At 69.3% G+C, this 16,111-nt stretch carries 14 protein-coding genes; 5 read left to right on the top strand and 9 right to left on the bottom strand.

All coding sequences use genetic code 11. From position 1 onward, the window contains the following. Positions 1-31 precede the first annotated feature (31 nt). Positions 32-304, top strand: a complete 273-nt coding sequence (locus NAG42_RS26575; RefSeq protein ID WP_250034142.1) for a BON domain-containing protein — start codon at positions 32-34, stop codon at positions 302-304. 119 nt (positions 305-423) lie between these two features. On the opposite strand, the gene NAG42_RS26580 is transcribed toward NAG42_RS26575, so the two are convergent. Continuing rightward, positions 424-2,451: a cellulose binding domain-containing protein gene (locus NAG42_RS26580; RefSeq protein ID WP_250034167.1), complete on the bottom strand. Its 2,028-nt coding sequence runs from the start codon at positions 2,449-2,451 to the stop codon at positions 424-426. 106 nt (positions 2,452-2,557) lie between these two features. Between NAG42_RS26580 and NAG42_RS26585 the strand changes: the two genes are divergently transcribed. Continuing rightward, positions 2,558-4,141, top strand: coding sequence for an MFS transporter (locus tag NAG42_RS26585; protein ID WP_250034169.1), 1,584 nt, complete (start codon positions 2,558-2,560; stop codon positions 4,139-4,141). Positions 4,142-4,297: 156 nt separating this feature from the next. On the opposite strand, the gene NAG42_RS26590 is transcribed toward NAG42_RS26585, so the two are convergent. The 8 genes from NAG42_RS26590 to NAG42_RS26625 form a co-directional block, all read right to left on the bottom strand. Continuing rightward, complete coding sequence (locus NAG42_RS26590; protein WP_250034171.1) at positions 4,298-5,686, bottom strand: hypothetical protein; 1,389 nt, start codon at positions 5,684-5,686, stop codon at positions 4,298-4,300. Beyond that, entirely contained in the window at positions 5,686-6,816 is a 1,131-nt protein-coding gene (locus NAG42_RS45080; protein ID WP_308201194.1) for an OmpA family protein, read from the bottom strand. Before NAG42_RS45080 ends, NAG42_RS26590 begins: the two co-directional genes overlap by 1 nt. 89 nt (positions 6,817-6,905) lie before the next feature. Further along, positions 6,906-7,724, bottom strand: coding sequence for a hypothetical protein (locus NAG42_RS26600; RefSeq protein ID WP_250034174.1), 819 nt, complete (start codon positions 7,722-7,724; stop codon positions 6,906-6,908). After that, positions 7,721-9,919, bottom strand: a complete 2,199-nt coding sequence (locus NAG42_RS26605; RefSeq protein ID WP_250034177.1) for a hypothetical protein — start codon at positions 9,917-9,919, stop codon at positions 7,721-7,723. Before NAG42_RS26605 ends, NAG42_RS26600 begins: the two co-directional genes overlap by 4 nt. A gap of 88 nt (positions 9,920-10,007) precedes the next feature. Next, positions 10,008-10,766, bottom strand: a complete 759-nt coding sequence (locus tag NAG42_RS26610; protein ID WP_250034181.1) for an RIP homotypic interaction motif-containing protein — start codon at positions 10,764-10,766, stop codon at positions 10,008-10,010. A gap of 68 nt (positions 10,767-10,834) precedes the next feature. Continuing rightward, a complete protein-coding gene (locus NAG42_RS26615; protein ID WP_250034183.1) occupies positions 10,835-11,533 on the bottom strand; it encodes a Crp/Fnr family transcriptional regulator in 699 nt (232 codons plus the stop codon). Between the two features lie 80 nt (positions 11,534-11,613). Next, on the bottom strand, positions 11,614-12,120 hold the full coding sequence (locus tag NAG42_RS26620) for a Pycsar system effector family protein (protein WP_250034186.1): 507 nt from the start codon (positions 12,118-12,120) through the stop codon (positions 11,614-11,616). Between the two features lie 71 nt (positions 12,121-12,191). Further along, positions 12,192-12,902, bottom strand: a complete 711-nt coding sequence (locus NAG42_RS26625; protein WP_250034188.1) for a Crp/Fnr family transcriptional regulator — start codon at positions 12,900-12,902, stop codon at positions 12,192-12,194. Positions 12,903-13,421: 519 nt separating this feature from the next. Here NAG42_RS26625 and NAG42_RS26630 point away from each other — a divergent pair. The 3 genes from NAG42_RS26630 to NAG42_RS26640 all read left to right on the top strand — a co-directional run bounded on the left by NAG42_RS26630 (position 13,422) and on the right by NAG42_RS26640 (position 16,097). Beyond that, positions 13,422-14,153, top strand: coding sequence for an ATP-binding protein (locus tag NAG42_RS26630; RefSeq protein WP_250034190.1), 732 nt, complete (start codon positions 13,422-13,424; stop codon positions 14,151-14,153). A 107-nt stretch (positions 14,154-14,260) separates the two neighbouring features. Further along, positions 14,261-14,644: an STAS domain-containing protein gene (locus NAG42_RS26635; protein ID WP_250034192.1), complete on the top strand. Its 384-nt coding sequence runs from the start codon at positions 14,261-14,263 to the stop codon at positions 14,642-14,644. A 22-nt stretch (positions 14,645-14,666) separates the two neighbouring features. Then, complete coding sequence (locus tag NAG42_RS26640; protein ID WP_250034193.1) at positions 14,667-16,097, top strand: Nramp family divalent metal transporter; 1,431 nt, start codon at positions 14,667-14,669, stop codon at positions 16,095-16,097. The last annotated feature ends 14 nt before the right edge of the window (positions 16,098-16,111 follow it).

Genomic DNA, 16,111 nt, shown 5'->3' on the forward strand with positions numbered 1-16,111 from the left:
ACAGTTCGCGCGCCGGAAGGAGGCCTGGGCGATGAATCCGTTTCCGGGACCGGGCGACGCCGATTTCAACGTGTCGGGGTGGATCGCCCGGCTGACCGCCGACGAGCAGCTCGCCGAGCAGGTGGCCGCCGCGCTGTCGAGCGACCCGCTGATCCGTGGCCGCCGCTTGGAGATCATCGTGCAGGACGGCGTCGTGATCCTGCAGGGCGAGCTCGACTCCGAGGAAGCCCGCGAAGCCGCGCGCCACCGGGTCTGGACTCTTCCCGGCGTGCGCGACTTCTGCGACGCCTTCACCCGGCCCTGAGCCACTCGCCGGCCCGGCTTGAGCCGTTCGCCAGGCCGGCCCTGAGCCGCCGGCCGGGCCGGTCTCGAGCCGCTCGCCGGCCCGATCGGACCGGCGAGCCTCGGCTCGAAGGGGCGCCGCTACACGGTCGTACAGGTGGTGCCGTTGAGGGTGAAGACCTGCGGGAAGGCGTTGGGCCCGCTGTAGGAGCCGACGAAGCCCACCGAGGTGGTGGCGCCGGCGGCCAGGCTGCCGTCGTTCGTCACGCGGACCGTGCGGCCGGTCTGCTCCCACGTCGCGCTCCACCCGCTGCTCACGCTCTGCCAGGCGGTGGGCCAGGTGTAGGTCAGGGTCCAGCCGGTGACCGCGCTCGCCCGGTTGTTGGTGATGTCGATCGACCCGACGAAGCCGTTGCCCCAGTCGTTGGTGTCGCGGAACTTCACCGTGCAGGCCGCGTCGGCCGGGGTGCCGGTGGTGAAGGTCAGCGGCGGCGACGGGGGTGACTGGCGTCCGGCGTTGTCCCGGGCCACCACGTTGACCGTGTAGCGGCGGCCCGGCTCGAGGTTGCGCACCGTCAGCGACGTACCCGTGGTCTCGCCGAGCAGTTCCGAGGTGCCGCCGTTCTGCCGGTACACCTCGTATTTGACCCCGGCGGCGGCCGCGGGCCAGGTGATCGTCGCGGTGCGGTCGGTCGTGGTGGCCGTCGGCTTGGCCGGTGCGGCCGGCGCGCCCGCGGTGCTGCGGGCCGGGTGCAGCGTGACCAGCTTGATCGAGTACGGGGCCAGGGTCTGCGCCCCGGCCGTGCCGTCCGTCCCGGTGCTCACCGCGTCGTCACCGTTGGCGAACGTGGCCACCGCCGGCGTTCCCGACGCCGGCGTGAAGCCCTGATAGTTCAGCTTCACCGTCCGCGCGTTCGCCGGATCCTTGTTGATCAGCAGCACCGCGACATCCCCGTCGCCCCGGCGGACAGCGTGCGCACTGACCAGAGCGTCATCGGTCCCGGCGCCGACGAACTGGTCGCCGGTGCGCGCGAAGTCCCCCATCAGCGACAGCGCGTGGTACGGCGCGAACGGCGTGTTCAGCGGCGGCTGGCACACCGAGCCGTCGGCCGTGCAGTTCCCGCTGGAGAGCAGCCCGAAGTCGTCGTAGTCGGTCTGCCCCTCGACCGTCGACACATCGCCGATCCCGTTGTGCACGTTCCACCAGTGCACGGTGAAGACACCCTGGGCGAGCAGGCCGCTGTAGGCGTCGGCCAGGAACAGCGCCCCCGGCTGGGTGTTGCGGCCGACGTCGACGTTCGTCTCGGTCATGCTGATGCCGATCCGCCCGGCCGGCCCGCCCGCGTACTGGTCGATCTGCTGCCGCAGCAGCTGGGTGGCTTCCCCGATGTGCGTGGTCTTGGTCAGCGTCTCGGCGGGCGTGCTGCCGCCCGGATACCAGTGCACGTCGGCGAAGTCGATGACCGCGCCGGCCCGGGTAAGCACCTCCTGGTTCCAGCTGCCCTCGTCGCCCGCGCCGACGATGCCGTCCGGCCAGTTGCCCGGCATGGTCAGCACCGCGCCGATCTTGATCGTCGGGTCCACGGCCTTCATGGCCCGCGCGTACGCGACAACCGTGGCCGCGTACTCCTTCGGGCTCTTGTCGGCGTGCTCGTCGGCCTCCCAGGCCGACCCGTAGTGCCCGTTCCCGTAGTTCTCGTTGCCGATGGTCCAGTACTTGGCGCCGTACCCCTTGGTGACGTTGGCGTAGCGGACCCAGTCGGCCGCCTCCTGAGCCGTCCCGGTGCCGTAGTTGGCGATGATCATCGGCTCCGCCCCGGTCCGCTCGGCCCCCGCCATGAACGTGTCGAAGTCGGTCCCCGGCGCCACATAACCACCCGGTGCGGTGTGGTCGCGCCAGTGGTAGATGTCGGCGTAGGAGCCGCCCGGGTACCGCACCATCTGCACCCCGGCGTCGCGCAGAAGGTCGGAGACGGCCGGTTTGCCGAGTTCGGCATCCCAGATGGCGTGGTTGACGCCGAGGGCGACGTCGCCCACGGTGGCCAGCCCGGCCCGCACGTCGATGTCGACGCGGGTGTCGGGGGGAGCGGCATGGACAGTGGACGGGACGGCGACGGCGGCAAGCAGGACGGTGCTTGCCAGGGCACACCGCATCAGCAACGGCTTCATCGGATCTCCACGGACGGGCGGACTGGGAGCGCTCCCATCCTCCGGCCCGGCAGTGAAGGATGTCAATCTCCTATTACCGGGCCCGCGCCCGGGGTAGTCAGGTGTCGTGAGAGCCGATTCCGCGTGGGCGCCGTTGCGCATCGCCGTCTATCGCAACCTATGGCTGGCCCTGCTGGCCAGCAACATCGGCACGTGGATGCAGACCGTCGGGGCGCAGTGGCTGCTGGTCGAGCAATCCGGTACGGACACGCTGGTGGCCGTCGTGCAGACGGCCAGCACGTTGCCGATCGTCCTGCTCGCCCTGCCCTCCGGGGCGCTGGCCGACACCCTCGACCGGCGGCGGCTGCTCATCGCCGTCCAAGCGTTCCTGGTCGCGGTCGGCATCCTGCTCACCGCGCTGACGGTGACCGGCCACATGCCGCCGGCCCTGCTGCTGACGCTCACCTTCGCGCTGGGGGCGGGTCAGGCCCTGACCGCCCCGGCCTGGCAGGCGCTCATCCCCGACCTGGTGCCCCGGCCCCAGCTGGCCTCGGCGTCCGCGCTCGGGGCGATCAGCATGAACCTGGCCCGCGCGGTCGGCCCGGCCGTCGCCGGGGTGCTCATCGCCCGCACCGGCCCGGGCGTGGTCTTCGCCCTCAACGCCTGCACTTTCGCCCTGTTCACCTGGGTCCTGTGGCGCTGGCACCCACCGGCGGCCGACCTGGCCGGCGTGCCCGAGCGCTTCGCCGCCGCGGTGCGTGCCGGTGGGCGCTACGTGCGGCACTCGCCGGTGGTGCGCCGCATCCTGTTGCGGGCCACGCTGTTCCTCGTGCCCGGCAGTGCCCTGTGGGCGTTGTTGCCGCTGGTCGCCAGCCGGCGGCTCGGTCTCGGTTCCGGCGGGTACGGGCTCCTGCTCGCCGCCGTGGGCGTCGGCGCGGTGGCCGGCGCGCTGCTGCTCCCGCGGTTGCGCGCCCGCTGGTCGATCAACACGCTGCTGCTCGTGGCCGGTGTCCTGTTCACCGCCGTGTTCGCCGTGCTCGGGCTGGTGCGCTCGGAGGTCGCCGTCGTGCTGGCCCTGCTGCCGGCCGGTGTCGCCTGGGTCCTGGTGTTGTCCAACGTGAACGCCGCCATGCAGCTCTTCCTGCCCAACTGGGTGCGGGCCCGCGGCCTCGCCGTCTATCAGATGGTTTTCGCCGGAGCCCAGGCCGCCGGAGCCCTCGCCTGGGGCGCCCTCTCCGACGCGGCCGGCCTGGTCGTGGCGCACGTGGCCGCGGCCGCGGTGATGCTGGCCGGCGTGGTCACCTTGCGCTGGTGGCCGATGCTGGACACGGCCGCGATGAACCGGGAGCCGGCGTCCTACTGGCCCGAGCCCCATCTCGAGCTGGACCCCGACGACCACGACGGGCCGGTCCTGGTCACCGTCGCCTATCCCGTACGGGCGGAGCACGAGCAGGAGTTCGTCGGGGCGATGGAGGCAGTGCGCCGCAGCCGGCTGCGCACCGGCGCGGTGCAGTGGGGCCTGTTCCGCGACGGCGAGGAGCCCGGCCGCTTCGTCGAGGCCTATCTCGTCCCCAGCTGGGACGAGCACCATCGCCAGCACACCGGCCGGCTCACCGGCGCCGACCGCCTGGCCGAGGAGCGCGCGCTGGCCCTGGCCGACGGCCCGCCGCACGCGACGCACCTGCTGTCGGCCGGTCGCGGGCCGGTGTGAGACGGCCGTCCCGATGACCGATCTACTTGCGCCTCGTGCGGAGACGGTCGATTTGCTCACAAACCCGATGGTCGACAAGCCATGATGAACTCACCGCGGTCCGGCCACGCATCCGGACCGCGGGTGCCATGGCTCGCGTCCGGAGGCGAGCGTTTCCTATTCCACTGGACGGGAACCGCCGGATTCGTCCACCCCGGGGCGGCCAGTGATGACTTGGTGGGCAGACGAAGCCGTCGGCGTCATCGTCCGGGTCAGCTGAGCGGTCAACTCGCGCAGGGCGGCGGTCAGCCTCTCCTCCAAAGCGGCCGGCTGATAGCGGTCGACGGACTCAGCGGCGTCGCCCAGGACCAGTGTTCGTACGGCCGGAGCCGGCAGCAGGCCCTCGAACACTACGCCGGACACGTCGTTGTCGGCCGGCGCGAAGTGCGGCGCCACTGCTCCGGTCAAGCCGTGTCGGCCGCGCTCGTCGGCGATCTCCGCCCATGCCTCGATGATTGGTCGCCGCGACTCGGCCGCCGCGTCCTCCACGGCACTGTGGAAGTCCTGCCACGCCGCGGTGAGCTCGCCCAGCTCGTGGCGGGCCGCGGTCTCGAGCCGGGTCATCTCGTCCCTGCTCCCGGTCAGCTCGGCGCGGGACTCGACATCCCGGTCCATGAACGGGTTGTGAGCGCTGGCTTTGAACGCGATGGCCGAGACGGTCAACAGGACGAGCAGCGCCACCAGTGGGCCCTGGAGCCGGCCGTCGATCAACCCGTCGCCCCGGAACCAGGCCCACATGCCCAGAACCCCCAGCAGCACCAGCAGAAAGCCGACGGGCAGCGGCCAACTGGGCCATGGCAGGTCGTCGGGGCGACGGCTGTCCGGAGTGGGCCGCCACCGCAAGAAGGTGCGGGACAGGACGACACGCCAGTTGAGCCGCCCGCGCATCGTCCGCCGCTCGGCTCGCGAGCGGTGCCGCAGGAGCGGAATCGCCAGCCAGCTACCGGCCAGGATGAGCGCCATCGCGATGCCGAACCCGGGGATGTACGAGATGGCTTTGTGCCACCATGGGGCGTCCGGTGGCATGTCGAGTGCCGTCTGGAACGTACTGGCGAAGAAGGCGGTGTCGTACGCCGCGCTCACCAGGATGAGCGGCCAGACCATCCACCAGCTCAGCCATCGCGGCCGGGCCCGCCTGTCCTCGGGACCGTCACCGGCATGCCGGTCGAGGACACGCCGGCGCGACCGGCCGGCTTCTCCCAGGCGGTGGCCGGCGGCGAAGTCCTCAACCTGCCGCACCGCGGTCTCACCGGAGTGCCAGGCGGTCACCAGGCGGCGGAAGCCCTGCCGGATGCCCCCGCGGGCTGCCGTGATGACGGCATCGGCCGCGATCGCCGCCCGGGTCAGACGGGCCGACTCGGCGTACGACAGCTCACCCTTCTCGTACTTCTCCGGCCTGGCCGCGACCTGCAGCAGCGGGAGCGTTGAGGCGAGCCCGGCCGGGCACGGCGTGCTCGGGTAGCGACGGCCGTTCCCGGATTCGTCGGATCTGATCGTCTCGGTCATCAAGCCGGCCCGCCCTTCACCTTCACCGCGATCTCGACGCGCCGGTCACGTTGCAGGCAGACCTCGTCCCACGATCCGTCCGAGAGCTTCGCGCGCGTACACAATGGATCTTCTTCACCGCTCCCGGTGCTCGATACGTTCGGAAGACCGGCTTGGGCCAGCACTCCTGAGACCCGCTCGGCGCGCCGCCGGGACAGAACGAGGTTGTGTGCGACGGTGCCTCGGCTATCGGTGTGCCCGACCACCTCGATCGACACCGGATCCCGTCGACCGATCTCCGTGGCCAGCAGTCGCAACCGTTCCTGCGCTCCTTCGCGCAACACGTCCGAGTCGAGGTCGAATAGTTCTTCCGAGGAAAGGTTGAAGACCGGACCCGGAGAGATCGGCGGTGGGCCGGAATCCGGAACGAAGGTGACCACCGGGTCGACCGGTCCTGCCTTCTCGGTGCCGTCGGTGCGCGCGATGGGCGCGGTCGACACCTCGCACGACAGCGCGCGGGCGGCCAGGCAGGTGCGCTGCCACAATCGCTCCAGGAACTCCACGCTGCCGGTCTCCAGCGGTGCAACATTGTCAGCGGGCTGCCCCAGACCAAGCATTACCAGGCTCTTGCCCGCCAGAGCGGCGGGCCAGCCGGACTGGGCCGGACATTCGCCGACCAGGTCGTCGATCCAGCGTGACCGTCCGGCCGACGGGGAGAGCAGGCTGAGGCAGCCGGTGTTGCTGAGCCCGTCGGTGGCGATGACGACGGTCAGAACAGCTGCGCGCGGCGCGGCCGCCGCACCGACGCCGATGGCTCCGGCGATGTCTGTCTTGCCGATCTCGGGCGTCCGGGCGGCGGCCTGCCGGGCGGCGTCGGTGAGACATTTCTTGAATGCCTCACGGAGCAATTTCTTGTTGGATTCCAGATTGGCGTCGGCACGGGTCAGCCGATTCTCGGCGGTCCAGCGGACGGTCGACGCCGATCCGTCGAACGACCCGATGAAGACGAGATCGCCGCGGCCGATGGCCGCCTCCAGGTAGCCGCCGATCGCGGTGGCGTAGTCCGGACCGGTCCGGCCGTCGCGCACCGACGTGGTCACGTCGGTCAGCAGGATCGTCGCACCAGCCTGGGCGGGGTCCCGCCCTTCCATCTGGTCGCACAGGTCGGGGTCGGCCCCACAGGCCGTGACCAGGCCGTAGGAGAGCAGAAGCAGCAGCGCGGCTGACGTTCCCAGGCATCTCATCGCGCTGGCTCCGCCGGCTCGATGTCCATCACCTTCCGGATGAACTCACTGTCCTGAACTTCCATCTGCCGCTGGAACGCGGCGATGGCGGACGCGTACAGCTCCACGAACTCGTACATTCCGAGTTGGCCGTGGTCCTTGGCAGCTTCGCCGAGCACCTCGACTAGCTGCCTCGCGGTGAGCCGGCGGTCGTCCGCCAGGCGTCCGAGTTCAGCCGCGAAGGCCGGGTCGGCCAGCGCGGCGGAGCTGAGCTGCACCGGGCTGACACCCAGATCGGTCAACAGCTCGGACCAGCGTGTGGTGATCTCCCGTACCGACTCGACGCGCTGCCGGGCCAGGACCGCCTCCCGGTCGACGTCGATCTCTCTCAACAGGTAAGGCGTGAGGTGCTCGCGTACTCGTCCGTCCGGCGTCACCCGGAAGTAGGTCGTGCACCGGACCTGGCCGTCCTCAGTGTCGTAGCACATGGTGCCGAGCGCACGCTGGATCGCATCCTCCGCCTCGGCGGCCTGATGCGGGCCGTAGGACCGGGCGATCTGCCAGATCCGGCGGCGGTGCGTGTCATCTGCGCTGGTCCGGTATTTGTCCGCCTGTTTGATCAGCGTGTCGTACGGCATCTTGTCCGCGGTCCATTCGGTGTCGAGGCTGACCTGGAACTCGTACACGTCGCCCCGGCTGAGGGCGACGAGCGGACTGCGCTCACCGGCCGGCCGGTAGCTGACCGGCTCCAATTCCGCCGGCTGGCCGGGCTCGCCGAGGAACCAGTCCTTGATCCGGCGGAAGAGGGATCTCCGGGGTGGCTCGAGGGTCTTCATGTGGGGTCTCCAGGGGAGTCGGGCCAGATTTCGGCGAGCAACCGGGCGGCGGTGGCGCTGGTTCCCCGCCACTGCCTCAGGTAGAAGCGGCTCCGGCCCGTGGGGGAGCGCCGGCCGGCCGTGGTTGTGTGCGGCGCAAGAATCTGCCGGCCGAGCGCCACCATGCGGTCCTGCAAATCCGGATCCGCATCTGCCCACTGCAGCCAGTTGCGGAGTTCCTGCCACGCGCGTCGCATGGTGGTCGGGTCGGTGAGCGCGGCCCGCCACAGGTCGACCAGATCGTCGGCCCCGGCGGGCCCGTCGGCTCCGTCGGTGGACAACCCGTCCGCCAGGAGCCGGGGCCACTGCTGCCGTGGTGGCCGTCCGGTGAGCCGGGCCAGCAGGATCAGCGACCGCGCGGCGTGGACCCGTAGCCGGTACAAATCGGCGTCGGTCCAATTGACCAAGGCCTCCCGGGTCTCGGCCGGCGCGCCGACGTAGAGAAACTTCATCGCGTACGCGACCGAGGCGCTCTGGTTGAGGTCGTCCCGGCTGGCCAGCAGGTGGAGCGCGGCCAAGGCTTCGGAGACGGACTTCTCCCCGAGAGTCGTGCCGTAGCTGCGGGCTGCCGAGTCGTGCAGTTGCGGGTTGCGGCTACGCGCCCAGTCCCGCACCAGCGAACGGACCAGCCAAAGCAGCCGGCCGTCGCGGGCGATCGCGTCCACCGCCCAGGCTGCGGCCTGCCGCACGGCGCCACTGCCGGCGCCGGCCCACTGCCGGATCAGCAGCCGCCACACCTCTTCGAAGTCCCGCGTGGCCAATGCTCCAGCGGTGTAGGCGGCGCGCCGCCGGATCGCGGGACGCCCGGTGAGTACCAGCCGGTGGAGCCAGAACAGCAGAGGTACACGCACGCTGTCGAAGTCGTTCCAGACGACGTCGAGCACCTCGGCGGCGAACCCGGGGTCGAGGAAGTGTGCCCGGCGCGGCGAGTCGGCACTGTCCGTCCGGGTAACCACGGTGCCGTCGGACAGGCGCAGCATCTGGTCGACGCCGGCGTCGAACACCGCCCGGGTCGCGCGAGCCTCGCCGTCCTGCAAAGCGTGCAGGATGTCCAGCAACTGTTGCCCGACCTCGAACACGTCGGCCAGGGAATGCCCATCGAAGGCGGCGTGGGCGATCTGTACCGCCTGCCGCCGTGGCGTGGCCGGCGAATCGTTCACGTCGCCCTCACCGCAGACGAGACGGGCCGCGAGCTCGCGGATTCGTGCTCTGATGCGGTCGAGCGCGCGGGTCAGGTTCTCGTCGGTCCCGTCCCACGCGGCCAGGGCGCGGGCCAGGTCGGCGGCCGAGCCGGGATGCCGGTCGGCGGCGAGCCGGTCTTGGACCTCCTCGCGCCCCAGACACCGCTGGACGAAAGCGTCCGAGTCGGCGCCGGCGACCGGCAGCCCTTGCTTGATCCGGTCGTCCAACTCACGGATCAGGTGTTTACGCAGGACGGCCTCGGGGTCCACCGGTTCGATGAGGGCGTCATAAGGATGCAGGGCCTGATCGAGGGTCGCACTCCAGTCGCCGAGCACGACCAGAGCCGTCTCTGCCTGCTTGGCTGTGGTCTGCAGGGCGGCCAGCACCGACGGGGTCACCGCTCCCGGAGCGGCCAGCTCGAGGACGATTCCGTAGCCTTCGATGTCGGCGAACAACCCGTTCTCACCGGCCAGTGCGGCCAGCGACACGTCCGTCTGGCTCACCTGCATGCCGACCACTCGGTCTGGACCGACCACAGTTCTGAGCAGCATCTCGGCGAAGAAACGCCGGCCACTGCCCGGAGCGCCACGGAGGAACAGCAGCCGTGCATTGGCCAGCGTCTGGTAACACGTCTGGTGGTTGTCCGGATGGACGAAGGTGTCTTCGGCCCGGGTCATCCAGTCGTCGCCGCGGTGATAGCGCAGAACGGTGATCTCGCGGCCGTTCCGCAGGTTGTAGACGTACATGCGCGAACCGTCGCCGACAGTTGTGTAGCCACCGTCCGCCTTCACCTGATAGGCGGTGTCCGGGCCGAGGTCCGCGTCGTCCGACCCGCCGTGCCAGCTCGCGTCGGGACCGGCCGGCTTGGTGTCGGCAGCCGCGCTCGCTTGCGCGAACTGGTCGTAGTCTTCTTTGACGCCGTCGTCAGCCGGCCGCGAATTGTCGGTCGCGGGCTGATCCGGTTGGTCCTTCACTTGCGGCTCGGGCTCCGGTTCCGCTCGTGGCGGGTCCGGGCGCTCCTCGGGCGGCGGATTCTCCGGGCGGCTTTGCTCGGGCGGTTCGTCAGCGGCCATAGCGGTAGTTGTTCTGCTCGTTGTTGTCGCCGACCTGAATACCGTCCGAGTTGGTGATGGAGATCCCGTACTTCGATCCGGCGGTTGCCCTTGACGTGGCGGCCGGTGACGGCGAAGAACTAGGCGCCGGCGTGGCCGATGGGGTGATCTGCGGTGGGTAGGTGCGAGGCAGGTACAGCCAGGCGGTGGTCGAGATGCCGTTCACATCCACCGTGATCTCTCGGAACTGCCGCCGGTCGAAAGCTTTGGCGCCATGCGGAACGACGCGCTGATAGACGTCGTCCGCCAAGATGACAGCGATCGGTGCGTCGGGAAGAAGTCGCATCGCCTCGCGCGCCGCCGCGGAATTCTGCAAACGGGCAGCGACGACGAGCGCGTCGCCGCCTCGTGGCACACCCTCCTCGATAAGGACGTCGCCGCCGGCGATACCGACTCGCAGGCGCAGTCGGTGGTCGTCCTTGTCCTCCCGCCGCTTGTTGCGGTTGTAAGCCACCGCACCCTCGTACAAGGCGTCGACGAAGTCGCCGAGCAGCCAGGCCGCTGGGATCGAGCCCGGAGCAACGGTCACTTCGCCGTCACCCCGGCTGCTCCGGGTCCAGGCGTCGGGGACGGGCGACTTCAGGATGGCCTCGGTGATCAGAGACTCAGCGGTGCGGCCGAGCTCGCCGTGCCGCGGGTACCCTCCAGCGCTGGAGTCGACGATGTCGGAATTGAGAACGACGCCCGCGAGGGGCAGGTTGCCGGTCATGTATCCGCCTTGATCTATTAGTGAGGGATTCCACTGTGAGTGAGATATTCGGTGTCCGGCCAACTGATCTACATCAGGCGATGCATAGTTGTGCGGGATCCGGCGACCGCTGCCAGTCCCTCAAAATCGAGGATGACGATCGCTCGATATTCGGTTCGCAAGCAGTCGCGACCAGCTAGTTTTCGCAAGGCTCGATGAATTGAGACGGTGGAGGCGTCGATCATCTGGCCGAGTTCGCGCTGGGTGCGCCGCACGATCAGGAGCCGTTCCTGCCCGTTGCCCTCCGTAGTCGCCAATTGGCAGATGGCCGCAGCCAAACGCGATTCCACGTCGCGGCCGGTCTCCAGCTGCCGGCTGTCCGAGGCGCGCAGCCGGTCGACCAAGGTCTTGACCAAATGCCGATACGCGTCGGGGCACTCCTCGAAGAACCGGTTGAAAGCCTCCCGGGGCAACCGATGCGCAATGACCGGACCGTCAGCCATCGCCGAAGCGGATCGCGGACGGGCATCCATGAAGGCCATCTCGCCGAGAACGTCACCCGCTACGCGTACGGCGATGCGTTGCTCGCGCTCCCGCCTGTCCCGCATGAGAATTTCCACGCGCCCGCTGATCACGACGAAGACGCCGCGGCCGGCCTCCCGCTGCCGCAACAGGAAATGTCCGCCGCGAAAGCTCTGCCGCGTGCCCAGCCGGAACAAGCTCGAGCGTTCCTGGAGGGACAGATGACCGACAAATGTGCCGACCGGCCATTTCTGCCGAGCGTCCACTGTCCTTCCTCCTCTCTCGGGCAGCCGCCATCGCCCGTCGGGCGGTTGCCGCCGACGTCCGGTGTGCTTTTCTGGTCGTGTCAGATCACGGTGAGCAGGACCAGTACCCCGGCCGAGGCGCCGAGGACAGTGCCGATCCGGATGTAGCGGTACTTGATCGCGGCGAGCCGGCTGAGCCAGCACAGTTGAGTGACCAGGGCCGGCATGGTGTCCGCAGCGGCTTCCTCCAGGTGGCGTCGGACGATCCGGGGGTCCTTGATGCGGTTGACGTGCCCGAAGTAGGCCACGTGCGTGATGTCCGCGCCGCCTGTCGTGCGCGGTAGCAAGGCGAGCGCGTGGGCGATGACAGCGGCCGTGGCGCAGATGGCGGCGGCCACAGCCAATGTCGTCGAAGCGCCGGCATCTTGCCACGGCATGGCGCGGTCCGCTGTCCACGACGCGAAGATCGTCACCGAGCCTGCGCTCATTGCGGCGACCCACTGGGTGGCTCGAGCATCGGCTCGGCGCAGCTCCTCCCGGGTCTCGCCGAGGAGACGCTCGGCGAGGCGTACGGCGGGGGCAGGATCGACGGTGGAGGGAATCGTCATGGTCACTCCTGGATCGGGGTGGTGGCATCGATCAGGATCCGGCGGATCGCGAGTGGGCGGGTGGTCAAGTATCACGAGGCTTCTGTCGACATCGACACAGAAAGCGCGAGCACCCGCAGCAGGTCCGGCCGCCGCACCACGACTCGGCGCCGGTGCGTCGCAACGATGCCTCGCTCGCGCAGCAACCGCATGGTGCGGGCTGCGACCTCACGCGAGACACCGACCGACGAGGCCAGATCCTTTTGAGACAGGGGCAGGTCGATCGCCATGCCTTCGGCGACCGGAATACCGTGCCGCGTGACGAGTTCGTGCAGCATCGCGGTCAGCCGGGTGTCGCCGTTGCTTTGCCCGTGTAGCGCTCGCCGCCGGTCGGACTCGCGCAGGTTGGCCGCGAGGTGCCGCAGCAGCGCCCGTGCGACCGGCCAGTTGCCCATCAGGAAAGTCTCGAACCGCTCAGCTGACAGAATGGTCGCCGTCACTGCTGTGAGCGTTGTTACGGTTGCCATTCGCGGCTCCGCATCCAGTCCGGACAGCTCGCCGATGATGTCGCCGGCGCCTCGGATGGCGAGCAATGTCTCCCACCCGTTCCGGCCTGTGACGGTCGCCTTGACCCAACCTGACTCCAGCACGATGACATGTTCGGATGGGTCTCCGTGGTGGACCAACGCGATTCCGGCGCGGTATTGCCGCGTGCTGCCGGCTCTCGTCAGTCCATGGCGCTGGGTCTCGTCGAGCTGATGCAGGAAGGTGCCGGGAAGCGGTGTGCTGCTGGCGATGTCCACCGGTCGGGAGGGCACTTTTGTCACCTGGGGCATTCGTTGTGAGGCGGGCTTGTGCCCCATTTCTTACCGTCGTCGACGTCACACGAGGCATCAGCCGTTTGGATACCACAGGTAACCAAATAATATCTATACGTAGTTGTTGATCGGTGAGTGTGCGGCTCAGGGGCTCTCGTTGTGGCCCTAGCATGCGGTGTGACCCCAGTCACACTCGACATTCGTCACCCGTGCCGTGGTTCGGAGGAGCCGTTTGTCGTACCTCTCCAGAGGCACGACACAATGGGTCGATGGCGGAGTTACGAAGCGAGATCGAAGGTGGGCACTAAGGCGCCGACCGCCTGGCCGAGGAGCGCGCGCTGGCCCTGGCCGACGGCCCGCCGCACGCGACGCACCTGCTGTCGGCCGGTCGCGGACCGGTGTGAGACGGCCGTGCTGGCCGATTCACGCGGGTCTTGTGCGGAAAGAGTCGGTCCGGGCGAACCGTCCTGGCGGCCGCCGGGCGCGCGACCCCACAATGGGTCGATGGCGGAATTACGGAGCGAGATCGAACAGGTGGGCACCAGGACGGTGGTGCACCTGGACGGTGAGCTCTCCGTCCGGACCGCCTCCGAGGTTCGTCTGACCTTGCTGAAGTGCCTGATCGATCAGCCCGACGCCCTGGTCGTCGATCTGGCCGCGCTGACCGTGCGCGAGCCGGTCGCCCTGCTGGTGTTCCGGGCGGTGGCGCGGCAGGCCGCCATGTGGCCGGGCACGCCCATCGCGCTCAGCGTTCCCCAGGCCGAGCTGGCTCGGCGGTTCTCCGGGTACGGCCGGCTCGCCGTCTTCGCCTCGGTCGAGCGGGCGCTGGCCGCGCAGCCACGGCAGGGGCTGCCCTCGCTCGGCGACAGCCTGCTGCCCATCAGTGGCGCCCCGGCCCGCGCCCGCGAGCTGGCCGCCGAGGTGTGCAGCCGCTGGGAGCTGCCGCACCTGAGGCAACCGGCCCAGCTGGTGACCGGCGAGCTGGCCACCAACGCGATGGTGCACGCCCACACCATTTTCGACGTCCGCATCACCCTGGGGCGTCGCCACCTGCTGATCGCGGTGCGCGACGGTTCGCCCGAGGTGCCGCGCCTCGACTTCGGTACGCGCGACGACCCCGCCACCGGGCGGGGCCTGATGCTGATCGACGCGGTCGCCGAGCGGTGGGGAAGCCGCCCGGTCGACGGGGGCAAGGTGGTCTGGGCCCACCTCGGTCTGCGGCTGCCCCTCGCTTGACCGGCTGAAATGTCTCGTTCATTTGGGTGACCACGACGCAATCCGGCTAGCAGCTGTCGCACAATCTGTGATGACGAGCCCGTCGGTGGTCTCGCGAAGGGACGAAAATGGCCGGGCCGTTCGAGGCGCGCAAGTACGACGAGGGCTCAGGAGTCGTCCGGATCGCGGTCCGGGGAGAGATCGACCACGATGTGGGCGCCGCGCTCGCGGTGATCATCCGGAACGCCGCCGATCAGGACGGGCTGTGTGCTCTGGTCGTCGATCTGGAACGAGTCAGTTTCATCGCCGCCGCCGGTGTCCGGAGCCTGCTCGACGGCCGGCAGGCGACGCTGGTGCGGGGCTGCTCCTACCTGGTCGTCAACGCGGCCGGCATCGTCCAGGAGGTGCTGGCTGTGGCCGGGGTCCTCGACCTGCTGTGCGGTTCCGGCGGCGCCCGGCTGGCCGGGCCGTCTGTGACCCTTGACACACCATGGTGGGCGCGGCAAGGGTAGGAGACCCGATCGAGGAGCTGCCGTGGCGACTTCCGACGACCTCAGCAAGGTGACCCGGGCCTTTCCCACCCGCTATCTGCCGTCCCCTCAGATCCGCGACATGCCCGAGGAGCCCCGCGACCGCTGGCGGCTGATCGGTCCCGGCATCATCGCCGCCGGGGTCGGGCTGGCCTCCGGCGAGTTCGTGCTCTTCCCCTACATCGCCTCACAGGTCGGGCTGGTCTTCGTCTGGGCCGCGCTCGTCGGCCTGATCACGCAGTACTTCCTCAACATGGAGATCGAGCGCTACACCCTGGCCACCGGCGAGACCGCGCTCACCGGGTTCAGCCGCTACTGGCGGCACTGGGGTCTGGTCTTCGCGCTCCTGACCTACTTCGCGAACCTCTGGCCGGGGTGGGCGACCAGCTCGGCGACCCTGACGACGTACATCTTCGGCGGCAACCGCACGGTGATCGCGGTCGGCATGCTGATCGTCATCGGCCTGATCCTCACGCTCGCGCCGGTCGTCTACGTCGCGCTCGAGAAGGCCCAGATGGTCAAGGTGGCCGCGGTGCTCACGTTCTTCGTGATCGCCGCCATCTTCGCCGTCGGCGCGGCCGCGTGGAGCGACCTGCCGCAGGTGGTGACGCAACCGCGGCTGCCGATCGACGAGCTCGGCTTCGCGCTGCTGCTCGGCGCGCTCGCCTTCGCCGGCGCCGGCGGCGGGCAGAATCTGGTGCAGAGCAACTGGATCCGCGACAAGGGCTACGGCATGGGCACCTATGTGCCCCGCCTGGTCAGCCCGGTCACCGGTCAGCCCGAGGCCGAGCCGAGTACGGGCTACGCCTTCGAGCCGACCTCCGAGAACCTGCGACGCTGGCGCGGCTGGTGGAAGTTCGCCAACATCGAGCAACTGACCACCTTCGTGCTCATCACCTTCATCACCATCTTGTTCACGTCGTTGCTCGCGTACTCCACCGTGTTCGGCCGCGACGGGCTCGAGAACGGCATCGGCTTCCTCGAGATCGAGGGTCAGGTGCTGGCCGACCGGGTCGGCTCCTGGTTCCAGTACCTGTTCTGGATCATCGGCGCGTTCTCGTTGTTCGCGGCGGCGCTCGGCATCGTCGACTACACAAGCCGGCTCGCGGCCGACGTCATCAAGACCTCGTACGCGCGCCACGCCAACGAGAGCAAGGTGTACGCCGGTCTGGTGTGGGGTCTCGTGCTGATCGGCATCCTGGTGCTGATCGCCGGCTTCAGCCAGCCCATCGTCCTGCTGGTGATCTCGGCCGTCGTCGGCGGTTTCATGATGTTCCTCTACTCGGGCCTGCTGATCCTGATCAACCGTCGCATCCTGCCCGGGCCCATCCGTGTCCGCGGCCTCCGCCTGGCGATGCTGGTGTGGTCGTTCCTGCTGTTCGGCGTGCTGTCCCTGCTCACCTTCCAGGACCGGATCGGCGACCTCTTCGACTGAGTCGCGCCACATCG

The sequence above is a fragment of the Paractinoplanes maris genome (assembly GCF_023544465.1).
In the GTDB taxonomy this organism is placed as follows: Bacteria; Actinomycetota; Actinomycetes; order Mycobacteriales; family Micromonosporaceae; genus Actinoplanes; species Actinoplanes maris.